This window comes from Microcystis sp. M169S2 (assembly GCF_020245865.1).
Lineage (GTDB): Bacteria > Cyanobacteriota > Cyanobacteriia > Cyanobacteriales > Microcystaceae > Microcystis > Microcystis ichthyoblabe_A.
Genome location: NZ_JADBUB010000176.1, coordinates 1 through 21,613, shown reverse-complemented (window position 1 = coordinate 21,613; position 21,613 = coordinate 1). Strand labels below are relative to the sequence as shown.

The window sequence follows — 21,613 nt, the reverse complement described above, 5'->3', positions numbered from 1 at the left end:
TAGGAAAGCATGGGGATGAAGGTATGATAGCGAGATATGTAAAAGAACAAGATAAAGAATACCTGCAGCTACACCAAAATCTACAATTGAGTCTATTTTGATTCTGATACCCCGTCCGCTTGCGGCGGGGTAGTTCATTACATATTTACCTTTCCTTCCTCTTTCTTCAGTTTTGATTCCTTGGTTTGTAGTTGGCTTGTTCATTTACCTCGGTATAAAAAAAGATTTCGATCTATTTTTTCTTTGGTTTGTTGCTTGTTTGCCTTTAATATTTTTCACTAAACTTGAGAGTTTAAATAGGGGTAATGCCTTCTTAATTACTATTATTGTCATTGCAAGTTTTGCATTTTTAGAAATCTTAAAATTACTATCATCCGAGAACTTAAAAAAGCTATTAGCTATTGCTCTTGCTCTTTATATTGTTTTGAATAGTATCCTTTTTGGTGTCAAATACTTTACCCGTTATGAAGAGGATGCTGCTAGTTCTTTTAAGGTAAGACTAGATAAAGCTATTGCTCAGGCTTATATATCGGCTTCTTCATCAGAAAAAATATTGATCTCTGCTCGAATTAGTCTGAGAACCCTGGATTATATCTATGTTCTGTTTTATTTAAAATTTTCACCCCAAGAGTTTCAGTTGGAAAGTAACTATGAAATTAAAAATGGAGAATATGTAGTTGATTCTTTTGATCGTTTTTACTTCAATCAGAATTCTTTGAAAGTTTCTAAAGATGAAACATTTATTTTTCTCTTAAGACAGGAAGAAAGAGACCCTTGTCCAAGCTTACAACCTATCTATCAAGATAAATGGTGGAAAGTCGGTAGGTGTAAAATGTTATAAAAAACTAACTGAAACTAGCTGAAAGCCAACTTTAAAGTCTCTAGAATCAAATTAATAAAAATTAAAGAGGGCTGGCAATTCAATTTGACTTTTTTGATAGTCTTCAGGAATACCGATATCAATAAAATAATTCTTTGAAACAAACCCATACATTGCTATTTGCTTGAGGCATGGCTTAAGAAAATCTTCTTCAAAGGAAAATTTTTCTGGTAGGTCAAATTGGGAGATAAGATTTTTATCGATCAGATAAATTCCTCCATTAATAAGTCCTTTATCCTTGAATTGCTTTTCTTCAAATTTAATAACTTTGTTCTGGTGATCTTGAATGACATTATTATATCTATCAAAATTTTTTAAAAGTTTTAAGGCCAAGGTTAAGTCCGCCTGTTGCTTTCGATGAAAGTCGATCATTTCTGATAAATTGACATTAAACAAGGTATCTCCGTTAACAATTAATGCTTGTTCGGTTTGAATTTTATTTAGTGCCAACTGGATCGCTCCTCCAGTTCCCAAGGGTGTATCTTCTATCAGATAATTTAGCTCGTATTCCTTATATTGATCGCCAAAATGATCGATAATTTTCTGATGTTCATAGCCCACAGAAACTAAAAATTTGTTGGTAATTTTTTGAGAGATTAGGTAATCTAATAGATATTCTAAAAAAGGTCTGTCGGCAACGGGAGCCATAGGTTTTGGTAAACTGTTGATAACCGACCGTAACCTGGTTCCTAACCCACCCGCCAGAATAATTACATCCATAGATACACCTCAAAAATTTTAATTATTGCCAATCTTTTAAAAACTATTTTTAGGGTTACAGGGATAATCCTTCCCCGTCGATCCTTGGTTTGCTATAATGTCCATGCTTGGGTTCCGTATTTGGTAAAATGAAAATTAATCACTTGGCCTCCTTCTGATTTCAAAGCTTTTATTACTTCGATTTTCTTGGTAGGATCAACCATAAAGATAATAAAACCACCGCCACCGGCCCCCGATATTTTGCCTGAATAGGCCCCAGTTTCCCTCGCTACCCGATAAATGCGATCAATCTGCGGATTACTAATTAATTTGGATAATTTCTTTTTCGCTTCCCAAGAAGTTCTCAGAATTTCTGCTATGCCCATAAAATCTGATTTAAGCAGTGCTTCTTTAAAGAGAATTGCCTCTTTTTTGAGTTGATGGGTAGCGGTGATCGCTTGCTCATTTTTTTCTTGGACATTCTGAATTTGATCCTCAATTACTTGAGATGAGTAGCGAGAAATGCCTGTATAGTAGAGGATCAGAGAGACTTCTAATTCATTGATCACCCAATTTTTAATTCGCAAAGGATTAACTATGACTCGATCTTGTTCATAAAATTCCATAAAATTAAAACCGCCAAAAGTGGCAGCGTACTGATCCTGTTTGCCCCCTAACCAGCCCAGGTCAATTCGTTCGATCTCGTAGGCTAAATGGGCGATATCGTACTCGCCTAGAGGTAATTTTAACAGTTCCACAAAGGCTTTAACTATGGCTACGGCTAGGGTAGAAGAAGAACCCAATCCCGAACCAGCTGGCGCATCGGAAAAAGTGGTGATTTGCAGCGGCAAAGGTTGCCCTTGATTAAAGTCTTTAATCAAACGATTATAGACCGCTTTATGCAGATCTAGAACACCGTTATAGGGGAGAGGAAACTGAAGCGTTTCTATTTGTTGTTCTCCTCGATCAGCGGCAACAAAAATGACCTGTTTGTCGGTAATTTCCGTGACTGTACAGTAGGCATAGAGATCGATAGTAGCGTTGAGAACGTAACCTCCATAAAGACTACAGTAAGGCTCTACATCTGTGCCGCCACCACCTAAACCTAATCTTAAAGGAGCTTTGGTTCTGATGATCATGGGTATGCTGTTTAGGTTGATTTTTTGCTAGAGGATTTTAGTTGGGAAAGATCGCTTCTTCGATCGCTAAACAAATAGTATGGAGAACAAAACCATGACCTTCTTGAATGCGAGGGGTACTGGTACTAGGAATCATCAAACAATAATCGGTTTTTTCCTCTAGAGCTAATCCCTTCGCCCCAGTTAAACCGATGCTAGTGAGACCTTTTGCTTGACAAACTTTGAGAGCTTGATGGATATTAGCGGAATTTCCCGAAGTGGAAATACCGATAAACACATCACCCGGATTACCTTCCGCTTCTATCTGGCGGCTAAAAATATATTCGTAGCCATAATCGTTGGCGATCGCTGTTAAACTGGCGATATCGCTATTGAGGACGCGAACTGGCAAAGACTGTCTTTCTTTCAGAAATCGGCCGTGCAGCTCACCGCCAAAATGGATAGCATCGGCGGCACTGCCTCCATTACCGGCGACTAATACTTTGTGGTTGTTGCGATAAGCATGGATACATACTTGGCAAATCTCTTGGATTTTTTCTAGATATTTTGTCTCGGTTAGTAGGTTTTTTTTCAGTACATAAGCCTCCTCCAATTCAGTCTTGATTAAAATTGACAGAGACGGATCACTCTGGAAACTATCTAATTTTTTGTTTGATTTTTCCGCCATTGGCATAGGTTTGATTTTCCAATTTTTATTAGTTGAATAAATTTAACTCTCAATCATTCTGTCATTACATTGAATAGTATTAAACGACCAGAATCGCTGTCCATTAATTGGGCATAAAACCCCTAGCACGGTAGAATTGATCACGGGACAAGAAAAACAGGCTAATGATAGTTCTAGAAAAACCTAGAGCGATCGAGTCAAAAGAGTGATCTTTTGCCAGTTATTCTGGGAATATATCACAAACGCCCCAACCTTAGCACAATTTGTTTTGTTTGTAAATAAACTTTTGATCTATTCTGGCCGAGACGAGGTATTTCCGAGCGGGGGGTTCAACCCCTGCCAGTCTTGGTCTTTTGTTTGGCTGGACAAAAATATTAACAATTCATGACAATACTGCTGATATAATCAAAAGTCCAAAGGCCTGACGGCGTATAATATGCCCTGATTGCTATACTCTGACATCTAGATAGTAAAGAGAAGCAATTTAGCCGAGAAAACTAGCACAAATCGCGACAATCCCTCGAATTTTGTCTGTCCATCGGTTCAAGCTCTCGTCCCTGACAGAAGAACTGAGAATTATAGTCCCCGACTCGAAAAAGTCCAACATAATGAATCCTTTCCCCGCAATTTCCGTCAATGACGATGACCTAAAATACCCATCTCCGCCATCTCCGGGCAATTCTGACCAGAAAAGCGAAGATAGAGCGAAAAAGAACAAAGCCTTATTTCTCGATCGAGATGGGGTAGTTATTGACTATATCCCCTACCTGAGCAAACCAGAACAGGTGAGCATTCCCGCCGGGGCAGCGGCTGCCTTAAAACAGTGGCAGGATGCTGGCTATCTGCTGATCATCATTACCAATCAATCGGGACTTGCTAGGGGCTATTTCACTTGGGACGATCTGGCGGCGATTCACGGGCGCATGATTGAGGAATACCGACAATTGGGCGTGCATTTTCACGATCTTGCCATCTGCCCGCACCATCCCGACGAAGGATGTCCCTGCCGCAAACCCTCCCCCTATCTGCTGCTGACAGCCGCCCACCAGTACGGAATCGACTTAGCCGGCTCGTTGTTTATCGGCGATGCGCCCAGTGATCTAGAATGCGCCCTAGAAGCTGGTTGTCAACCCGTATTGCTCTTAACAGGACGGGGAAAAGTCACCCTTGGGCAGATCGAGAAATACCCAGTTGAGATTCCCGTATATAGCCAACTAAAGGAAACGGTAGAATTATTGCCAAAAACCGCTGCCGAGATAGAATTATGAGAATATTAGTCCTTTCTTGCCATAACTTTCCCTATCCACCTAGTCGCGGGGCAACCGAGGGTAGAACTTTTAACCTGATCAAATGTCTTCATCAAAACCATGATGTCACCCTGTTTGCCCGTCGGGTGGAGAATGTCACAGAAACTCAGATCGAAGAATTAAAAACCTTTACCAATCATCTTGTCTTATTTCCGCCCCAGGAAATTCCCGAACCAGGCAAGGGACTGACAAAACTAATCGGTCAAACAGGGCGCTTTCTGGAGGCAATAGTACAGATGACCCCAGCTAATGTTCTTAGTTATCGTTCGCCGCTCATTCAAGAGCGAATAGATGAATACGTCGAGCAGCAAAAATGTGATGTAATTATCTGCGCTCAGAGTATCAGCGAGATTTTTATCCGGCCGGAATACCGTCAGCGAGTCAAAACAGTAGTAGATATTCACAGTTCCGTGTACGGTTGGACACGCAATCATCTAGATGGAGGAGCCTCCGCCTATCCGCTGCGGGATTTTCTCTATCTGCCCCTACTCTATCAGTACGAAAAACGTTACTGTGCCAAGTTTTCCCAGTTGGTGGCTACTACCGATTATGATCGCGAACAATTATTAAAAATCCTCCCGGATGCACGGGTAGATATCGTGCCTAATGGCGTGGATTTAGCCCTGTTTCCCTATCGTCCTCGGGATCCCGGCGGTCATAATTTGGTCTTTGTCGGTGCCATGAGTTCTACCCATAATATCGATGCCGCCCGTTTTTTTGCTTTAGAAGTCCTGCCAGTCATTCAACAGCGATATCCCGACACCACTTTAACCCTAGTGGGGGCAAACCCAGCACCGGAAGTTCTCGAACTGGCCAAGTATCCCGGTGTGAGGGTGACGGGAACCGTTCCCTCGACAGTGGAATATTTACACCGGGGAACCGTTTGTGTGGTTCCCCTGCGGGTGGGATTGGGAATCAAGACCAAAACCCTAGAATCCATGGCCGCGGGGATTCCGATTGTCGCCAGCGATCGCGGTTTAGAGGGTTTAACGGTGGCAGCCGAGGGAATTCCCCCTAGGGCGCTGCGGGCTAATAGCGTTGCCGAGTACGTTACAGCGATCTCTAGGTTGTTCGATGATCCTTCTGTGCGAGAACAACTGTCCCATAATGGCCGGGCGATGGTGGAATCGGAGTACACCTGGGAGCGAGCGGGACAAAGGTACGAGGAAATTTTGCGGGACTAATATTATTCTTAACCCCTGAATTTTACTCGATACTGTTAGAGAGTTTTACCGCCATAAAAATTGATTTTTTGGAGCCTAATCATGAAAGTTTTAATAGTAGGAAATTACGTCAACGATCGGCAGATCAGTATCAATCGTTTTGTCGGTTTAGTGGAGAAAGGACTCAAACAAAAAGGACACGAAATTCGGCGAGTGCAAGCACAGCCTATTTTCGGCCAACTAAAATCCTCTCCCCAGGGAATCGGCAAGTGGTTAGGGTACATCGATAAGTTAATTATTTTCCCAGTGCAGTTACGTCAGCAGCTGGATTGGGCCGATATCGTCTGCATTTGTGATCAAGCTTTATCCTATTTAACTCCCTATCTAAAAGATCGCAAGTATTTTGTCATCTGTCACGATCTGCTGGCCATTCGTTCCGCCCTAGGAGAAATTCCTGAAAATCCCACCAGTTGGACGGGAAAACAGTATCAGGCGATGATTTTGCGAGGATTCAAACAGGCTAAATATGTTGTCTGTTCTTCCGAAGCTACTCGTGCCGATGTTCTGCGTTTAACCAAAATTACCCCCGAACAAACGGAAGTGATCGAGGATTGCTTGAGTGAGGGATACGGTCCGATGACAAGAGAAGCGGCGGTAAATCTAGTGGACAAATTTAACATTAATAGTGATTGTCCTTGGCTAATTCATGTCGGGGGTGACCAATGGTATAAAAATCGATTGGGATTGCTGAAAATATTCAAGAGTTTAATCACTTTCCCTGGTCTGGAAAATTGCCGATTAATCCTGATGGGAAAACTTTTGCTGCCGGATATGCGAGAATTTGTTAATCAGAATAACTTGTCCGCACAAGTAATCGAATTAGGAACCGTCTCTGATGAGGATCTCCGCGCTTTTTATTGCCTAGCAACTGCTTTAATTTTTCCCTCCTTTCAGGAAGGATTCGGTGTTCCCGTTATTGAAGCTCAATCCTGTGGTTGTCCCGTCTTTACCTCCAATCGTCTCCCCATGACTGTTATCGCTGACGATGCAGCCGTTTACTTTGATCCCACCGAACACGAGGCCGCCGCTACTATTATTGCAGAAAATCTTCTCGCTCCCGATCGCCTAGAACAATTGAGGCAAAAAGGTTTTATCAATGCCACTCGCTTTACTTACGAAAGAATGATCCAATCCTACCACCAGTTATTGCCAAAATTGTAGTCTACTGGAGTTTAGACTAACTCCCCCCAATCATAAGCTAAGACGCATTTAAACCGCTGATTCTTAGATTAATTGATGTCTGCCATGCCCACGCCCAAATTATCTGGCAATTAGCGATTAATTACGCTACTCTAACTAATATCCCCCCATTAGCCTCGATTTAGAACTGGCTTTTATCTGTCCCCACCTTATCATCGATTTTTTTCCAGAATCTTATGTCTGAAACTATCACACCCGCTATTAGCGATCGCATCCGTAAACACAGGAACAAAGATCACGGTGATGCCGTGCTTTTCTACTTAGGTCTATCGGCGGTATTATTAAGCTTACATCTACCGGCAGCGGCACAAAATTGTCGGCCACTTTCTTTATTAGGGGGTGAAGGTAGTGAAGTTACGAAAACCGTCTCACAACCCACTGTTCCGGGACCCTTCGGTGTCACCATAACTCGTAATAATTGGAATACCGATTGGGCAGTTCCGGGGGGTAGAAGTTTTCAGAGGTTTATCGTTACGGTTTCTGTTCCCCGGGCTGCTTCCTTTGATATCCGGCTGTTTCTCAAGTATAGCGATCAAACTAACGAGGAATTTTTTAATACTAATGGAGTACGAATCGAACCCGATAAACCCTTAACAATTACTGCTACAGTACGGGCAAATGATCAACCTTTCTTAGTCAATCTTTTTGTCAATGGTATTCAGCATATCGGTAATACCTACACCGCTTCTGTTGTCGGTTGTGAACGATAAAATACATAGGGTGTACTGAAAAAGTTTGTTAGTGGGGACTGGGTGTGAGATTTTAAGCTAAGAGGCATTTTAATCGCCTATCCTGAGATTAGCTGAATCTCACCCAATCCCTTTACTATTACCTCTTGTTTCATCTCAACAGGCAATTTAACTGCACGGGCAGCCCCAGACTTTACTCTCTGCCCCGATTGACCATAAGTGGGACAATTAGAGCAATGCACAATTAAGGATTTTTGTCAAGAAAATAATATTAAACTTATTATTGATACCTGCCATCCTCACGCCCAAATTATCTGGCAATTAGCGATTAATTACGCTAACCTAGCTAATATCCCCCTCCATTTGCCTCGATTTAGAACTGGCTTTTATCTGTCCCCACCTTATTATCGATTTTTTTCGGAAATATTTATGTCTGAAACTATCACTCCCGCCATTAGCGATCGCATCTGTAAACACATGAATAAAGATCACGGTGATGCCGTGCTTTTCTACGCTCAAGTTTACGGTAATATCACCGATGCAGAAACCGCTCAAATGCTTTCCATCGATCCCGAAGGCATGGATTTAGCCATAGAAAAATTAGGGGAGAGTCAAACAATTAGAATACCTTTTGAGCGCACCCTAGAATCAGCCAAGGATGCCCATAATATTCTGGTTGAGATGCTAAAAGTTAATCAAACCACTCCTTGACAAAGCTCGATTTTGCGACTATCACCGAAAAAGATCAACCTAGAGAATTAGCCCATGAATCAGGTTAATAGTACGGTAATAAAAATACCCAAGTCTGGCTGGCGCTTACTGCCTTTTTTAGTCTTGGGTGTGCTAGTTTTTGCCTTTAATTCCTCCCTAGAATTAAATTATCTAATCAAGGGTTATATTACTCTCTTGGAATTACAGGCAGGCATCGTGGTTTTATACTTTCTTTTGGCTAAATTAGGGAAATCTCAAAAATTATGAGAAATAGAACTATAGCGGCTTTACTAGCCTTTTTTCTTGGTTATCTTGGCATCCATAAATTTTATCTAGGGGAAAATTTGGCTGGTGTTCTCTATCTACTTTTCTTCTGGACTTTTATCCCCGGCATCATTGCTTTTTTTGAATTTATTGGTTTAATCATCATGTCAGATCAAGCTTTTGATGCTAAATACAATCCTAACTATCTCCCCAGCAATACAGAGCGAGGACTGCCAGAATCAGGCCAGCAAAAAACCGCTACTTTACTCCAGCTTAAAAAACTTTACGATCAGGGAATTATTACTGCTGAAGAATACGAAGAAAAACGCAGAAAATATTTAGATTCTCTTTAAAAAATATGTCTAATCTCTCTCCTCCCCCTCCCGAATCTTCTGAGTGGATATGGCTATCATTAGTCCCAGTTTTTGGTGGGCTTGCCATTGCTAATGCTGGCAAAAAAACTAATAACCAAAGTTGGTTATCCGTCGGCATTGCCTTGACAATTATCTCCCTTATTTTCCTTACACAAGAGTCTTTTATCGTAATTTGGTTTGCCCAAATCGGCCTAGGTTTATACATCCGTCAACAGCTTAATTCCCATCCAATAGCTTCGGTAAATAGACCCAATTCCAGACAGTCATTTTCTCCTCTCGAAAAAATTGACATTAACAACTGTTCCACCAACGATCTGGTTTATAAATTAGGGTTGCCGATTGTCTATGCCAATGATATAGTTTCTGTCCGTAATGAAGGACATATTTTTACCCATTTAGAAGAATTACACTTCCTAGCTGGTTTACCAGAAAATTATCTCAAAAAACTGGAACCTTTGGTTATCTTTGCCTACGATATTCGCCAAGAAGTTGACGTTTCTTGGCGTTGTTTAAACTACTACTCCGTTGCGGAATTAGTCAATCTCGGTCTTGACTTTTCCCTGGCCGATAAAATTGTCGCCGAAAGAGAAAAAAACGGTGTCTATCGTTCGGCGATCGAAGTGAGAAACCGGACAGGTATTCCCTTAAAATCCTATCAGCAATTGCTCTAATTGGCTTGATTCTAGTTATGGCTTGAATTGCTTTTCTATCAAAGACACGATCCAACTTCTAGGTAAAAAACGGGGCAGATTGACGATAATTTTATTAGCAAATTTACCGGCTACCACGTTGGGGCGTTTGTTTGCCAAGGCAGTTAAAGCCTCTTTTACCACCACTTCTGCCGAATCTAACCGGCCGTTTTTGCCCATAAAAGCCCTGGGAAATCGGGCCACCTCAAAAAAATTCGATTCCGTCGGACCGGGGCAAAGAGCGAGGATTTCAACGCCTTTGTCTTTATTTTCTGCCCAGAGAGACTCGCTAAAACTGAGGACAAAAGCTTTTGTCGCCGCATAGACGGAAAGATAGGGCAGCGGTTGAAACCCGGCAATGGAAGCAACATTGATAATTGCCCCCCCAGCACCAGCAAGCATCGGACGGAGAAAATAGTGGCTTAATTCCACCAATACCAGATTATTTAACTGGATCATTTCTAACTGTCGGGCTAAATCCTGCTCGCTAAAAGCACCATAATCACCAAAACCAGCATTATTTACCAGTAAATCAACGTTGATTCCTTTTTGGTTCACCGTATCATATACCAGCTTTCCTGCCCCAGCAACGGTCAGATCTTGGACGATAACCGTCACTTTTACCCCGTATTGTTCCTCTAATTCCGCTGCTAATTGTTCTAGTTTATCCCTAGATCTAGCGACTAAAATTAGCTCCATTTGCCGTTGAGCAAGTTGACGAGCAAAGACGACACCGATACCGGTGGAAGCACCAGTAATGAGGGCTGTTTTCATAAAAGATCAACTAAAAATAGCTCTTTTGCTGGAATCTTACCACAATTACCCTTCCATTTACAGTTCTTAACTTGGCGGGGAAGGCATTTTTTCAACTCAGAATATATGTTAGGCTAGAAATAGAACAAAGGTCGAGGGAGGTGCAGAAATGACAGTTATAAGCTTCACTGATCAAGATATTGCCAAATATACCGCTGCTGATATTGCTTCTTTGGCCGAACGACTAGAAAAAGATGAGTATAGTAACCCCTTCGAGGCTTTGCGGGATTGGCACCTGTTGCGAGCGATCGCTTTTCAAAGGCAAGAATTAGCCGAATCTTATCTTTATCTGTTGGATCTAGAGGCCTACGATGAGGCTTAAAGTGGCTTCGTTAAACAAAACTTAACACAAATTACCCGGTGTGTGAGACTAGCACACCGATAATTTTTGTTTATGGTATTCTCCGGCTGAAAAAACCCCTAGCTTTTTGCCCCTTATTTCCCTACTATCAATAACAAAGTATTTTTAGGCGATCGACTAAATTATGGGCAAACAATACAACGTTTATGGGATCGGTAACGCGCTTGTCGATATGGAATTTCAAGTCTCCCCTGAATTACTGCAAGAATTAGGCATCGATAAAGGAGTGATGACACTGGTGGACGAAAATCGTCAAACCCAGTTGATGGAAAAATTGGCTCTTGATTGTAAACGCAGCGGTGGCGGATCGGCGGCGAATACCCTAGTAGCGATCGCTCAGTTGGGGGGTAGAGGTTTCTATTCCTGTAAAGTGGGTAATGACGAATTAGGTAAGTTTTATCTGCAAGATCTGCGGGACTGTGGTTTGCATACCAATGAACACGGCGGCGAAAAAGAGGTGGGAATCACGGGAAAATGTCTAGTGTTCGTCACTCCCGATGCCGATCGCACCATGAATACTTTTCTCGGCATCACCGGGGAAATTTCCGAACGAGAATTAGTCCCTTCAGCGATCATTAATGCCGATTATCTCTATCTCGAAGGTTATCTCGTCACCTCTCCCACTGCCAAAGCTGCCGCTATTAAAGGGCGAGAAATTGCTCAGGCTGCTGGAGTCAAAACCGCTTTATCCCTGTCGGATCCCAATATGGCGATCTTCTTTCGGGAGGGATTACTGGAAATGATCGGAACCGGGTTAGATTTCGTTTTCGCTAATGAGTCGGAAGCTTTGACTATTTCCGGCAGCGAGGAAATCGATTCAGCGATCGCCTATTTTAAAACCATTGCCAAAGGATTCGCTATCACCCGGGGTGCCAGTGGTTCTTTGATCTATGATGGCGAAAATCTCCTGGAAATTGACCCCCATCCCGTACAGGCGATCGATACCGTCGGTGCGGGGGATATGTATGCAGGTGCGTTTCTCTACGGTATTACCCACGGTATGGGTTACAAAGGAGCAGGAAATCTCGCTTCTCTAGCGGCTGCCCGGGTGGTTTCTACTTTTGGGGCGCGTTTACAAACCGAGGAAATTCAATCCCTGCGCGATTCGATCGTTTTGGGATAGGTTTTGTCAGTGATCAGCTTTCAGTCAGTAGTCAGGTTTTTTCTCCCTGCTCCCTGCTCATAGTCTTAACGAGTAATTTAGATAGGGTTTGCTGAATAAATTTGAAATGTAGGCAAAGTAAGGGTTTTGGGGCTTTTCTCGCGAAACAGGTGCAAGATTTTGAGAGAATCGTCGTTCAAAACCTTGCGTCTTCATCGGCCCGCGTCCTGTAGGGGCGAAGCATTCGGGCAATAACCTATCGGTGAAAACGTAGATTTTCTATCCGAATGCTTCGCCCGTACTTATTGAGCAAACCCTAGATAGTCATACTAAATCCTGTTTAAAAGGTATAGGAGGGCGGGGAGAAGGGAGCGGGTTTTTCAAGTTGGATTGGGGGTTAATCATGCTATTAAAAACCGATTCAGTATAACGGTAAAGTTAGACCGTCTTCACCGATAACTTTGGCTGAGTCATAGCGCCTCAATTGTAACGCGCCCACCTTCCACTGCCTCAATCTGAAGTTTAAAGCCGTACAAAAGACCCATCCCCACACATCATACGGGCTTTCCCTGGCTGCGACTGCCAAAACGGAAGACGGCTCTATGTCCAATCCGAATCAGCCAAGGTTGAGCATCAGGGACACGCTCCTAGAGATGATCGGTAGCAGTAATCGTATCGTCGGCAAGCTCAAACGCTCCAGTTTCGATGTCGATCGCCACAATTCTCCCCTGATTTCCCTCCTCCACTTGAGAACGTACCTGAGACTCATAAATCTCATTGCCACGTCGAGCGAATTCTTCTTTGCTGTAGCGGGGTTGTCGAACTGTCATTGAAGCGACCCTGTGGCAACTTTTGACCTCTATTTTAACCTAAACATCGGAAATCTTCGCTAACATTCCCCAACTAGACCCACAAGAGCGGCATCGCACTTAAACCCACAACTTCAATCAATGGGCATGGTGCGTTCCCCAAAATCGATCGCTGGAGCAGTAGCACTTGCATTAGGGAACGCACCCTACCAGATCGGCGATCGCACTGAATACGGTCGGTGTGTAACAGTATTGTTAGCCTTTCGGTCGAACTATCAATTGCAGCAATCTATAAAGCCATCCAACCACATCAGGAAGAATTTGCTCCCAAAGTTTCTTAAAAACTTCAGCAATCAATTGCCGAGTTTTTTTAAAGGAAAGTATGAGAACTACAATTGATATTGAAATTCCTAGTAAGAAGCTATTAAGCGGACTTGAAAACAATTTATGAATAAAGTTAACAACTTGATTAAAGCTAAAATTACCTCCGATTCCCTCAGATTCTGGTTTAGAGTAATTTTGCTTTAAGAATTTAATTTTGTCCAATACTTTAGAGGAATTGAGCGTTTTCTCATTGATAAGATATATTAGCTTACTCTGTCCAGCTTTGACTACAAGACCGTAACTTTGATCCTTCAGGTACTTGGGATATACATCGTAATTATCTTTAAGATCACTATCTTGCTCCAAAATACCTTTTAATATAATGTAGTCGCTACCATAAGCTCCTAATAAATCCCTCTTTAATGCAGCAATCGCTTCAGGTCGAGACTGATAATATTCAAGACTTTCATATCTTTTGTCTCTAACAAGCCAATCAGAAGTAGTGGTTCCTGAGACTACTCCAACCTTCAAATTTCCCAACCCTTCCTCATTTTCAGAAACTTTTCCAAGGTTATCCTTTTTTGCTAATAAGCTTATACCTGTACTAAAAAACGGATCTGAAAATTCAACTTCCGTATTATAGTGAATTGAATTCGCACCACACTCAACATCTATCAAACCTTTTATGACACCATCAAATCTCTTACCTTGAGATAAATTGACAACATCAGTCTTAGTAAGAGAAATGGCATTGACTTTGCTATCTATTTCTAGAGGAGAAAGGTTTGGATTTTTCCGAAATTCTAATTTTAGATGGTCTTTCAGGTCTGCAAAAATTTGATCGGCAAAAGTATTACAGAATCCATTGTAGGCTTTTGAAGTAGGAGAAACTGAATTTGGATCTATAAAGCTGATTGGATATGATTGTACTCTTAATCCAATCCTTAGCTCATTTTTTCTTCCGTCAATAAAATCTTTGATTATATCAGCACTTGGATTTGTTTGTGCCAGTAAAGTATTGTCAATAAATGAGTGAGCAATGATACAAAACAAAACTGTTAAAATTAAAACTCTTGAGAATTTAAAATGCATGGCTTTAAGCATGAGTCAATAGTTAGTGTATCGGTAAAAATGACTTTCTAGAGTATCTCGCTCAGATGAATAGTCCTCAGCGCGTTACCCTGCTAAAACTTGAAGGCTAACTACATATTATAGGTCAACTTTCTGCATAACACTCTCCATAGTAACGATATGGGTCAACTTTCTGTATATCACTCCATTTAGGCGCAATCGCCAGAAGTTTTCCCTATATCACCCCCAAAAGCCTGTTAGCCAGATTAGCATATTGCCAAAAACCTTGTTTAACTAAATTCCTGACAATTAGGCTCATTCTAGCGATGATTCCTATGTCTGACCGCACCCCTTGACAGAAATTTATAATTATTCGACTTTTAGCGATCGCTATCGGGGGATAGTTGTTTTTTGTTACAGCAGTGGGGAGAAGGGAGCAGGTTTTTAAAGTGGGATTGGGAGTTAATCATGCTATTAAAAACCGATTCAGTATAACGGCTAAGTTGAGCGGCGGCTAATATCCTTTGCACCACTATCAATATCTCTCGCTCGTCCGCTCCAACGTGTTGTTAGACCGTGTTTTCGAGATAAGGTTACAACTTCTCTGCCACTTTCAGCTTGTTGCTTTTGCAAATCAGCAAAGATGGCTTTCAAGTCATGATTGAATGACCGAGAGTACTCTTCACGAATTTTGTGGATCTCTTCCACAATCTCATCCTGAAACATAATCAACCTCCGAGAAGTTCATAGGGTGTACAAAGAATTGGCAACTCGTAGCCAAAATCAAGGCTGATCTCTGCCAACTTTCCCTGAATTTGAGCATTGGCGATGTGCTTGCAATTCCAGGTGAGCAGGTAATCCATGCCGTGAACGGTTGCGGTGGCGATATGAACAGCATCAATATCAGCTTTTGCGGGAAGGTTGCTGCGTTCCAAAAATTGCTCTGCTAAATCTAGCACAGCTTGGTTCAAGTCGAGTAAAGATAGATTAGCAAGGATTTCTAGTCGTTGAGATGCGATCACAACATCACCTTGTGAGGTTTCTTTCACGACCGCTTGGGATGAGTAAAGTTGAAAATCGCCGCGACGTGTATTCCACCACTCCTTCGTCACCTCAATATTTGCGGCCACAACAATATCTCTGCTGGGTCGAGCAGTAAGATAGCCTAAGATACTGGTTTCAATATAGACGGTTTCGCTCACGGCAATCTAGAAAATCTATCCAATGCCTATCCTACCGCATTTAATCTTGGTTCTGAGGGTGTTGGGTAACAGTCGTCAACCCAACCTTGTACGTGAAATATTCTTGTCAGCATAAAGTTGCCGCAGAAAGCGGTAGTCCCTGATCAAGCAACAGCTTCATAGCGATTAGGAAGTTCAATGATGCGATCATCCAAGTAAGAAGATGCAAAAATTAGGGCTTGTCGAATATCTTCATCCTCCAGTTCCGGAAACTCTTGATGTAATTCTGCTCGATCGGGATAAGTTGCCAGTAGCTCAATCACTCGACGAACCGTAAGGCGAAGATTACGGATGCAGGGTTGCCCATTCATACGGTTTGGATTGCTCGTAATACGATCTAGTTTCATTAGAGTAATTCTATTGCTTCATGATCACTTTAACCTTTAGCGGGGTAAGCAATGCCTGAAAAACATCCTCCACATATCCATTCTCCGTCATCAGATAAACCGTCACCCATACTATCCTTATATCACGTCCAAAAGCCTGTTAGTCAGATTAGCCCACACCACACTTTAACCCACAACTTCAATCAATGGGCATGGTGCGTTCCCTAAAATCTATTAGTGGAGCAGTAAGAGCCACATTAGGGAACGCACCCTACGGCGATAGCGATCGCGTGCTGCTACACAGTGCCTTCGGCATCGCACTGGTTAAACAACAAGCTACCAATTGAATTATTGTATGATGGTTTTCCAGTTCAGTGTCTTTACCTTGGTTCAATCTTCGTGAGTCAATCGTTTGCCTTTTATATGGATGAGAGTGGTAGTCCCAAGCCGAATCCCAAGGACTCGGCTAGCTACTTCGCTGTTGGGGGAGTATTAATTCAGCACAATGATGAAAGTAGCATTTGTTTACAAATTGCGGACTTTAAAAAACGTTGGGGAATTGACGAAAGTGTTCCTCTACATGGCAACGAAATTCGGAGTCGAAAGAAAAACTTTGCTTGGCTAGGACTCAGGTCGGAAGATGAGCAAAATCAGTTCTTGCAGGACTTGACAGCTACGATTGTTCAGTGTCCTATTATCGTTCATGGATGTGTTGTTTCTCGAAAGGGTTATCTAGCTCGGTATCTTGAACGATATGGTAGCAACACATGGGAGATGATGAAGAGTGCGTTCTCAATTTTGTTAGAGCGTGTCAGCAAGTATGTCGTCCTTCAGGGTGGAGAAGTTATGGTTTACTTTGAAAAAGCCGGTAGAAGCGAAGACAAACTCATAACCAGTTACTTTAATGACTTGAGAGATTCGGGAGTCCCCTTCAGCGCTGAAACATCAACCAAATATGCACCACTAACATCTAACCAAATGCAGCGGGTTCTTACTGGTATCGAGGCTAAGTCTAAACATAACCCTCTCCTGCAAATCGCTGACCTGTGCTTGTATCCTGTAGCAAAATCTAAAGATCAGCCTCAAAATCGAGCATTTCAGGAGCTGATCCAGTCCCAGAAGTTAGTTGATACAGTTTTAACATCTGATAATCTTGAAAAAATGGGGATAAAGTATTATTGTTTCGACAATTCGCTTTAAAACACTAAAACCGCCACCTCAGTTTTGGTGCGGTTTGGTGCGGCAGTCATACGACTACCCCTGAGCCGAGCTCCATTTATATACTACCCAACCAGATAGATTTAGTCAAGCGTTTTGCATTTCTTAATCTTTTGAGTAAGTCTAGCGGTAAAGTTGAGCCGCCGCAGACAAATTTTAACTTTTTAGGACTTACGCATTGACAGGATCGACCAAATATGAGGTATGGGTTTCGGGCATTTTAACGTGATTTTTTGATGACTTTTGAGCGATCGCTATCGATCAGAAGTTAATCGCCAAAAGTCTGAAACGACGGATTTTCGTTTATACACATCATGGTGAATTTGTACAGTGCGTAAGTCCTATTTTGCAGATCGCTTTTTAGTAGTCGGCTCCAACGCAGTGTTAGACGGCAGTTACTTTGCGGATTTCTACGCTGCCTTCTTCAAATACTGGAACCGTGAGTTGATAGCCTTCCATTAATAACATTCCCACTAGAGGTTCGGAATCAGCTTCATCAATTGGGATAGTCAGATAATCTCCATCCCAAATTACGAGAGCTTCATAGACATTAAAAACGCATTCGCTACCATCACCAAGAATAGCACGTCCTCGTCTTTTCCATTTCAGGTTTAGCTGATCGATTAGGTCTGGTGGCAATGAAAGCCAACCATTAAAACCTGTATCAACGATCGCATCTTGCGCGTAAATATTTCCTTCAGAGTCACAAGATCGAAAGTGAAATAATCGCCTCAAAATCCGCGTTAACGATTCCTGGGATCATACTAATCTCTTTGTCCGTCCACCAAATCGGCGAACATAGCGAGAACCGACTCGAACAATCCAGATTTGAGCATCTGGGTGACGGGCTTCGAGTCTATTGCAAGCAGATATTTCACGCGCATCAATTTCAAAGTCGCCAGTTTCAAGGTCAATTGCTACAATTTTGCCCTGATTACCCAATTCGACTTGTGGACGTATTTGAGTTTGATAAATCAGATCGCCACGCTGGGCAAATTCTTCTTTGCTATAGCGGGGTTGTCGGACTGTCATAGGATTGATCTTGTTGCAACTTTTGCCCTCTATTTTAACCTAAACATTGGGAATCTTCGCTAATATTCCTCAACTGGGCCCACCAGAGGGGCATCGCACTTAAACCCACAGTTTCAATCAATGGGCATGGTGCGTTCCCCAAAAATCGATCGCTGGAGCAGTAGAAGTTGCATTAGGGAACGCATTCTAGGGCGATGGCTTTTCCTATTCTCTAAGCGCGATTGTATTCTATAAAGTTCACTACAGATAATGTTAATGTCAGGAAAGCAAATACGAACCAGAAAACCGCACTAGGGCTAAATTGAGCTAAATTGATTAGCTCTCCCCTCACTGCTGGAGAAAGAGCAATAACTGAACAAGTAATCACTTCCGCGTTGTATGGACGTAATATAACAAAGGGACGTAGCGTTCCCTGTTTCCTGAGCTTTTGAACGTATTTTTCCCATCCAAACCCACTATCGTCTTTGCACACCTCGCTAACGATAAAAGAAGCAATCTTGCGTATATTAAACCGCTTCTCTGTGAAATAGCAGAGGCTAATCAAAGACAAGAAACTTACAAGCCACTCCAAAGATTCCGAGTACAAAAAACCTACTGCTGTCACCAAATAACCCATCATTAATAGGCAAATATTATCAGCCTGAAGGACCTCTGCTCTCAGGGCTGTATATTCAGCCCTTCTATCTTCTATCTTTGTCGCTTTATCTGGTTCCATCACGTTTAGAAACTAATGTCAATGAGCCTATATCAATTTTACAAAATATTGCCTGTGTAGCACGGTGATGCAGAAAACCTTCACGCACAAGAGCCTCTAGATCTGCGGCATAACTACATATTATAGGTCAACTTTCCGTATAACACTCTTGAAAGTAACAATATGTGGAAACTTTCTGTATATCACTCCATTTAGGTACGATTGCCAGAACTTTTCCCTATATCACGCCCAAAAGCTTATTAGCCAGATTAGTATATTGCCAAAAACCTTGTTTAACTAAATTCCTGACAATTAGTCCTATTCTAGCGATGATTCTTCGATCTCACCGCACCCCTTGACAGAAATTTACAATTATTCGACCTTTAGCGATCGCTATCGGGAGATAGTTGTTTTTTGTTAGAGCAGTATGGAGCAGTCTAACTGATGGCTATATTTCCAGATTATCGCCCGCAGGAAACCAATCTTCATCGAGAATTTGTTCAAGGGAACCAATGGGAATAGCGGGGAAAGTATCGAGGGGTAATTGAGAGCGGTCACTGGCATTTTTTCGGGCTGAAAGATAACATTCATCAAAAATTTCCAAAAGATAAGGTTTCAGACTAGGACTATCTTTAAGTTCATCTAATATATCGAGACGAAAAGTTCTAATCTCTCCCTTGCAGTGACCTTCGTTTCTCTCTCTTTCTGCTCCCAAATATTTGAGCTTAAGTAAATGTTCTAATAATCGGGTTAACAGACTTTTGATTGTGCGCTTTTCACTCCTTCCCATACTTGCTAATTCCTCTAGTAAATTCTCTAAATCTACCCGCTCAAACTGTCTGGCTTGCAGTTGATTAATAGTAGTTCTAATCCAGAGATAAAAGTCTTCTTCGTACATGGTTTTATTATCCATAATTTACCTCTATATATTACTCGTGGTTATTAGTGGGAAACCAATCTTCATCGAGAATTTGTTCAAGGGAACCAATGGGAATAGCGGGGAAAGTATCGAGGGGTAATTGAGTTCTAACTTGAGCCTCTTTTCTAGAAAATTGATAGCATTCCTCAAAGATTTCCAGAATATAGGGTTTTAAACTAGGGCTATCTTTAATTTCTTCGATTATTTGTCTGCGAAAGTTGATAATTTCCCCTTTCCAGTGACCCTCATTTCTAGATTTTTCTCCTGTCCAGTAGGTTAGTTTCAGCAAATGTACCAGCAATTGAATCAAAAGATTTTCAATTTTGCGCTTTTCACTCCTTCCCATACTTGCTAACTCCTCCAGTAAATTCTCTAAATCTACCCGCTCAAACTGTCTGGCTTGCAGTTGATTAATAGTAGTTCTAATCCAGAGATAAAAGTCTTGTTCGTACAGAGTTTTATTGTCCATAAATACTTCCTTTAAATGAATAAATGGGGATAATTATAAAACTTAACTATATAAACTAGCCACATATTCACCATAGCCATTATAGGGGAGAGTTTCGATAATTTCCCAAGATAAATCACTTCTACTACCGATAAATTTTTCCGTTGCTTGCGACCAACGGGGATGGGGTTTACTGGGGTTCACATTAGCCTCAAAATCGTATTCATGAGCGTCAATTGTGTTCCAGTAGGTGGCGGGTTGTTTGGCGGTAAATTCAATTTTTACTATCGATTTTGCTCCTTTAAAACCGTATTTCCAAGGAATAACCATTCGCAAGGGTGCGCCGTGTTGTTTCGGTAAATCATGTCCGAAAATTCCCACAGCAAAGAAAGCTAATTCGTTGGCCATTTCTTCAATTCTTAAACCTTCTGTATAGGGCCAGGGTAAGGCTCCTAAATGTAATCCTGGCCCCTTAGTAATTTCGGGATCATAAAAGGAAGTAAAACGGACGAATTTAGCTTCTGGTTTTGGTTCCACTGCCGCGATTAAAGCACTCATGGGAAAACCTAGCCAAGGTAACACCATTGACCAAGCTTCCACACAACGAAAACGATAGATTCTTTCTTCGATAGAAAAGGTTTTTTTAATAGTATCTATATCGTAGGTTTGGGGATTTTTTACCAATCCTCCCACTTCTACCGTCCAAGGATTCGTTGGTAATTTCTGCGCTTTTAACCAGATATTTTTACCCCCTCCGAACTCATAAAAATTGTTATATCTCCCCGCTACAGTTTCGGCAGCTATGGGGCGATTTACCGTTAAAAACTGCGGATTTTTGCTGAACCCTTCAATTTTAGGTAATTGCAAACTTTTTTCTAAAGCTTCCGAGGAGGAGGATTTACCACAAGCAGTTAATAATAGGGAACTACCCGCAATTCCTGTCCCGATTAACCCCTGTAAAAAGCGACGACGGTTAAAATAAACACTTTCGGAAGTAACTTCATTTTCGGAAATTTGCCAGGATTTAGCTAAACGAATTAAGACCATAATTACCCCCAATTTTATTGACAAAAAAGCAGAGTTATGATATGAGATACCACAACTCTGATTGTACAATAGTTTGTCAGTTTTTTTAAGAAATTTCGGCGAGCATGGGGGCAGTCACCAGAGGTTCCCGTCGTCCTTTTAAGACCATGGGAACTCCTCGCGAGGGAGCAAGGGTTAAACCGCGACGGCTGGGTTTTTCGGGGGTATTATTAACTAGAGTTAACTGATAAGGCTCTTCTGGTTTTCGTGTGTTAATTTTTGTTATGAATTAAAGCAAGCAAACAGCTTAAGTCGAAGATGTTGAAAATTGGTAAATCCATAACTCATTCTTTTAATAAGCTTTATTTTGGTATTCATTCCCTCAAT

The 21,613-nt window shown here is 41.7% G+C and carries 28 protein-coding genes and 4 pseudogenes; 15 read left to right on the top strand and 17 right to left on the bottom strand.

The window, feature by feature from the left end:
* A pseudogene (locus IM485_RS23050) lies at positions 1–101 on the top strand (IS200/IS605 family transposase); the annotation flags it as partial.
* A gap of 71 nt (positions 102–172) precedes the next feature.
* The gene (locus IM485_RS17175) at positions 173–841 is read left to right on the top strand and encodes a hypothetical protein (RefSeq protein ID WP_502882193.1); all 669 of its coding nucleotides are present in this window, start codon (positions 173–175) and stop codon (positions 839–841) included.
* 51 nt (positions 842–892) lie between these two features.
* Here the strand turns inward: IM485_RS17175 and IM485_RS17170 are convergent, their stop codons facing one another.
* The 3 genes from IM485_RS17170 to IM485_RS17160 form a co-directional block, all read right to left on the bottom strand.
* The gene (locus tag IM485_RS17170; protein ID WP_104395934.1) at positions 893–1,600 is read right to left on the bottom strand and encodes a nucleotidyltransferase family protein; all 708 of its coding nucleotides are present in this window, start codon (positions 1,598–1,600) and stop codon (positions 893–895) included.
* 92 nt (positions 1,601–1,692) lie between these two features.
* Positions 1,693–2,718, bottom strand: a complete 1,026-nt coding sequence (locus IM485_RS17165; protein WP_104395933.1) for a GHMP family kinase ATP-binding protein — start codon at positions 2,716–2,718, stop codon at positions 1,693–1,695.
* Between the two features lie 37 nt (positions 2,719–2,755).
* A complete protein-coding gene (locus tag IM485_RS17160) occupies positions 2,756–3,391 on the bottom strand; it encodes a D-sedoheptulose-7-phosphate isomerase (protein WP_287744563.1) in 636 nt (211 codons plus the stop codon).
* Positions 3,392–3,993: 602 nt separating this feature from the next.
* On the opposite strand from IM485_RS17160, the gene IM485_RS17155 reads away from it, so the two are divergent.
* The 9 genes and pseudogenes from IM485_RS17155 (at position 3,994) to IM485_RS17115 (ending at position 9,824) form a co-directional block, all read left to right on the top strand.
* A complete protein-coding gene (locus tag IM485_RS17155) occupies positions 3,994–4,653 on the top strand; it encodes a D-glycero-alpha-D-manno-heptose-1,7-bisphosphate 7-phosphatase (RefSeq protein WP_194013463.1) in 660 nt (219 codons plus the stop codon).
* Positions 4,650–5,876 carry a glycosyltransferase family 4 protein gene (locus IM485_RS17150; RefSeq protein ID WP_287744560.1) on the top strand — a complete coding sequence of 409 codons (1,227 nt, stop codon included), beginning with the start codon at positions 4,650–4,652 and terminating at the stop codon, positions 5,874–5,876. Before IM485_RS17155 ends, IM485_RS17150 begins: the two co-directional genes overlap by 4 nt.
* Positions 5,877–5,957: 81 nt before the next feature.
* Entirely contained in the window at positions 5,958–7,076 is a 1,119-nt protein-coding gene (locus IM485_RS17145; protein WP_287744557.1) for a glycosyltransferase family 4 protein, read from the top strand.
* Positions 7,077–7,291: 215 nt separating this feature from the next.
* The gene (locus IM485_RS17140) at positions 7,292–7,825 is read left to right on the top strand and encodes a hypothetical protein (protein ID WP_104395928.1); all 534 of its coding nucleotides are present in this window, start codon (positions 7,292–7,294) and stop codon (positions 7,823–7,825) included.
* Positions 7,826–8,023: 198 nt separating this feature from the next.
* Positions 8,024–8,104: pseudogene (locus IM485_RS17135) on the top strand (hypothetical protein); the annotation flags it as partial.
* 129 nt (positions 8,105–8,233) lie between these two features.
* Positions 8,234–8,515, top strand: coding sequence for a DUF2470 domain-containing protein (locus tag IM485_RS17130; RefSeq protein WP_002732965.1), 282 nt, complete (start codon positions 8,234–8,236; stop codon positions 8,513–8,515).
* Between the two features lie 54 nt (positions 8,516–8,569).
* Positions 8,570–8,782 carry a hypothetical protein gene (locus IM485_RS17125; RefSeq protein ID WP_052277681.1) on the top strand — a complete coding sequence of 71 codons (213 nt, stop codon included), beginning with the start codon at positions 8,570–8,572 and terminating at the stop codon, positions 8,780–8,782.
* The gene (locus tag IM485_RS17120; RefSeq protein WP_079208556.1) at positions 8,779–9,132 is read left to right on the top strand and encodes an NINE protein; all 354 of its coding nucleotides are present in this window, start codon (positions 8,779–8,781) and stop codon (positions 9,130–9,132) included. The genes IM485_RS17125 and IM485_RS17120 overlap by 4 nt, the downstream gene beginning before the upstream one ends.
* Positions 9,133–9,137: 5 nt before the next feature.
* On the top strand, positions 9,138–9,824 hold the full coding sequence (locus tag IM485_RS17115) for a helix-hairpin-helix domain-containing protein (protein ID WP_104395927.1): 687 nt from the start codon (positions 9,138–9,140) through the stop codon (positions 9,822–9,824).
* Positions 9,825–9,839: 15 nt separating this feature from the next.
* Here IM485_RS17115 and IM485_RS17110 read toward each other — a convergent pair whose 3' ends face one another.
* Positions 9,840–10,616, bottom strand: coding sequence for an SDR family NAD(P)-dependent oxidoreductase (locus IM485_RS17110; RefSeq protein WP_104395926.1), 777 nt, complete (start codon positions 10,614–10,616; stop codon positions 9,840–9,842).
* A 148-nt stretch (positions 10,617–10,764) separates the two neighbouring features.
* On the opposite strand from IM485_RS17110, the gene isiD reads away from it, so the two are divergent.
* On the top strand, positions 10,765–10,977 hold the full coding sequence (gene isiD, locus IM485_RS17105) for a protein IsiD (protein ID WP_002796844.1): 213 nt from the start codon (positions 10,765–10,767) through the stop codon (positions 10,975–10,977).
* A 163-nt stretch (positions 10,978–11,140) separates the two neighbouring features.
* A complete protein-coding gene (locus tag IM485_RS17100; protein ID WP_287744553.1) occupies positions 11,141–12,139 on the top strand; it encodes an adenosine kinase in 999 nt (332 codons plus the stop codon).
* A gap of 533 nt (positions 12,140–12,672) precedes the next feature.
* Here IM485_RS17100 and IM485_RS17095 read toward each other — a convergent pair.
* The 5 genes and pseudogenes from IM485_RS17095 to IM485_RS17075 all read right to left on the bottom strand — a co-directional run bounded on the left by IM485_RS17095 (position 12,673) and on the right by IM485_RS17075 (position 15,910).
* A pseudogene (locus IM485_RS17095) lies at positions 12,673–12,948 on the bottom strand (hypothetical protein).
* A gap of 234 nt (positions 12,949–13,182) precedes the next feature.
* A complete protein-coding gene (locus IM485_RS17090; protein WP_287744550.1) occupies positions 13,183–14,355 on the bottom strand; it encodes a type 2 periplasmic-binding domain-containing protein in 1,173 nt (390 codons plus the stop codon).
* A gap of 465 nt (positions 14,356–14,820) precedes the next feature.
* Positions 14,821–15,048 carry a hypothetical protein gene (locus tag IM485_RS17085; protein ID WP_016516182.1) on the bottom strand — a complete coding sequence of 76 codons (228 nt, stop codon included), beginning with the start codon at positions 15,046–15,048 and terminating at the stop codon, positions 14,821–14,823.
* Positions 15,049–15,050: 2 nt separating this feature from the next.
* The gene (locus IM485_RS17080) at positions 15,051–15,524 is read right to left on the bottom strand and encodes a type II toxin-antitoxin system VapC family toxin (protein ID WP_024970806.1); all 474 of its coding nucleotides are present in this window, start codon (positions 15,522–15,524) and stop codon (positions 15,051–15,053) included.
* Positions 15,525–15,667: 143 nt separating this feature from the next.
* Positions 15,668–15,910, bottom strand: coding sequence for a DUF433 domain-containing protein (locus IM485_RS17075; RefSeq protein WP_002761871.1), 243 nt, complete (start codon positions 15,908–15,910; stop codon positions 15,668–15,670).
* A 191-nt stretch (positions 15,911–16,101) separates the two neighbouring features.
* Here IM485_RS17075 and IM485_RS17070 point away from each other — a divergent pair, with 191 nt between their 5' ends.
* Both IM485_RS17070 and IM485_RS17065 read left to right on the top strand, forming a co-directional pair.
* Positions 16,102–16,236: a hypothetical protein gene (locus IM485_RS17070; protein ID WP_261779425.1), complete on the top strand. Its 135-nt coding sequence runs from the start codon at positions 16,102–16,104 to the stop codon at positions 16,234–16,236.
* A 52-nt stretch (positions 16,237–16,288) separates the two neighbouring features.
* Positions 16,289–17,089 (top strand): DUF3800 domain-containing protein, encoded by an 801-nt coding sequence (locus IM485_RS17065; protein WP_261779426.1) that lies wholly within the window; start codon positions 16,289–16,291, stop codon positions 17,087–17,089.
* A 402-nt stretch (positions 17,090–17,491) separates the two neighbouring features.
* Here IM485_RS17065 and IM485_RS17060 read toward each other — a convergent pair whose 3' ends face one another.
* From IM485_RS17060 to IM485_RS17025, 8 genes and pseudogenes are all read right to left on the bottom strand, one after another.
* Positions 17,492–17,746 (bottom strand): hypothetical protein, encoded by a 255-nt coding sequence (locus IM485_RS17060; RefSeq protein WP_287744547.1) that lies wholly within the window; start codon positions 17,744–17,746, stop codon positions 17,492–17,494.
* Between the two features lie 120 nt (positions 17,747–17,866).
* Positions 17,867–18,139 (bottom strand): hypothetical protein, encoded by a 273-nt coding sequence (locus IM485_RS17055; RefSeq protein ID WP_002757090.1) that lies wholly within the window; start codon positions 18,137–18,139, stop codon positions 17,867–17,869.
* Positions 18,140–18,350: 211 nt separating this feature from the next.
* Positions 18,351–18,854 (bottom strand): hypothetical protein, encoded by a 504-nt coding sequence (locus IM485_RS17050; RefSeq protein ID WP_287744544.1) that lies wholly within the window; start codon positions 18,852–18,854, stop codon positions 18,351–18,353.
* Between the two features lie 427 nt (positions 18,855–19,281).
* Positions 19,282–19,746: a DUF29 domain-containing protein gene (locus IM485_RS17045; RefSeq protein WP_287744541.1), complete on the bottom strand. Its 465-nt coding sequence runs from the start codon at positions 19,744–19,746 to the stop codon at positions 19,282–19,284.
* 16 nt (positions 19,747–19,762) lie between these two features.
* Entirely contained in the window at positions 19,763–20,221 is a 459-nt protein-coding gene (locus IM485_RS17040) for a DUF29 domain-containing protein (protein WP_272081787.1), read from the bottom strand.
* 42 nt (positions 20,222–20,263) lie between these two features.
* Positions 20,264–21,247 carry a protein-methionine-sulfoxide reductase catalytic subunit MsrP gene (gene msrP / locus IM485_RS17035; protein WP_287744537.1) on the bottom strand — a complete coding sequence of 328 codons (984 nt, stop codon included), beginning with the start codon at positions 21,245–21,247 and terminating at the stop codon, positions 20,264–20,266.
* An 85-nt stretch (positions 21,248–21,332) separates the two neighbouring features.
* Positions 21,333–21,476, bottom strand: a pseudogene (locus IM485_RS17030) (cytochrome P450); the annotation flags it as partial.
* Positions 21,477–21,508: 32 nt separating this feature from the next.
* A partial coding sequence (locus tag IM485_RS17025; protein ID WP_287638279.1) for a transposase occupies positions 21,509–21,613 on the bottom strand: 105 nt, incomplete at its 5' end.

What these genes read in the sequence shown, in the direction of transcription:
- IM485_RS17170 (WP_104395934.1), bottom strand. Translation starts at nt 1,600, where the DNA reads ATGGATGTAATTATTCTGGCGGGTGGGTTAGGAACCAGGTTACGGTCG.
- IM485_RS17050 (WP_287744544.1), bottom strand. Translation starts at nt 18,854, where the DNA reads ATGGAACCAGATAAAGCGACAAAGATAGAAGATAGAAGGGCTGAATAT.
- IM485_RS17160 (WP_287744563.1), bottom strand. Translation starts at nt 3,391, where the DNA reads ATGCCAATGGCGGAAAAATCAAACAAAAAATTAGATAGTTTCCAGAGT.
- IM485_RS17115 (WP_104395927.1), top strand. Translation starts at nt 9,138, where the DNA reads ATGTCTAATCTCTCTCCTCCCCCTCCCGAATCTTCTGAGTGGATATGG.
- IM485_RS17150 (WP_287744560.1), top strand. Translation starts at nt 4,650, where the DNA reads ATGAGAATATTAGTCCTTTCTTGCCATAACTTTCCCTATCCACCTAGT.
- IM485_RS17155 (WP_194013463.1), top strand. Translation starts at nt 3,994, where the DNA reads ATGAATCCTTTCCCCGCAATTTCCGTCAATGACGATGACCTAAAATAC.
- IM485_RS17110 (WP_104395926.1), bottom strand. Translation starts at nt 10,616, where the DNA reads ATGAAAACAGCCCTCATTACTGGTGCTTCCACCGGTATCGGTGTCGTC.
- IM485_RS17165 (WP_104395933.1), bottom strand. Translation starts at nt 2,718, where the DNA reads ATGATCATCAGAACCAAAGCTCCTTTAAGATTAGGTTTAGGTGGTGGC.
- IM485_RS17045 (WP_287744541.1), bottom strand. Translation starts at nt 19,746, where the DNA reads ATGGATAATAAAACCATGTACGAAGAAGACTTTTATCTCTGGATTAGA.
- IM485_RS17125 (WP_052277681.1), top strand. Translation starts at nt 8,570, where the DNA reads ATGAATCAGGTTAATAGTACGGTAATAAAAATACCCAAGTCTGGCTGG.
- IM485_RS17145 (WP_287744557.1), top strand. Translation starts at nt 5,958, where the DNA reads ATGAAAGTTTTAATAGTAGGAAATTACGTCAACGATCGGCAGATCAGT.
- IM485_RS17120 (WP_079208556.1), top strand. Translation starts at nt 8,779, where the DNA reads ATGAGAAATAGAACTATAGCGGCTTTACTAGCCTTTTTTCTTGGTTAT.
- IM485_RS17130 (WP_002732965.1), top strand. Translation starts at nt 8,234, where the DNA reads ATGTCTGAAACTATCACTCCCGCCATTAGCGATCGCATCTGTAAACAC.
- IM485_RS17090 (WP_287744550.1), bottom strand. Translation starts at nt 14,355, where the DNA reads ATGCTTAAAGCCATGCATTTTAAATTCTCAAGAGTTTTAATTTTAACA.
- IM485_RS17100 (WP_287744553.1), top strand. Translation starts at nt 11,141, where the DNA reads ATGGGCAAACAATACAACGTTTATGGGATCGGTAACGCGCTTGTCGAT.
- IM485_RS17055 (WP_002757090.1), bottom strand. Translation starts at nt 18,139, where the DNA reads ATGACAGTCCGACAACCCCGCTATAGCAAAGAAGAATTTGCCCAGCGT.
- IM485_RS17075 (WP_002761871.1), bottom strand. Translation starts at nt 15,910, where the DNA reads ATGAAACTAGATCGTATTACGAGCAATCCAAACCGTATGAATGGGCAA.
- IM485_RS17040 (WP_272081787.1), bottom strand. Translation starts at nt 20,221, where the DNA reads ATGGACAATAAAACTCTGTACGAACAAGACTTTTATCTCTGGATTAGA.
- IM485_RS17085 (WP_016516182.1), bottom strand. Translation starts at nt 15,048, where the DNA reads ATGTTTCAGGATGAGATTGTGGAAGAGATCCACAAAATTCGTGAAGAG.
- IM485_RS17140 (WP_104395928.1), top strand. Translation starts at nt 7,292, where the DNA reads ATGTCTGAAACTATCACACCCGCTATTAGCGATCGCATCCGTAAACAC.
- isiD (WP_002796844.1), top strand. Translation starts at nt 10,765, where the DNA reads ATGACAGTTATAAGCTTCACTGATCAAGATATTGCCAAATATACCGCT.
- msrP (WP_287744537.1), bottom strand. Translation starts at nt 21,247, where the DNA reads ATGGTCTTAATTCGTTTAGCTAAATCCTGGCAAATTTCCGAAAATGAA.
- IM485_RS17070 (WP_261779425.1), top strand. Translation starts at nt 16,102, where the DNA reads ATGGTGCGTTCCCTAAAATCTATTAGTGGAGCAGTAAGAGCCACATTA.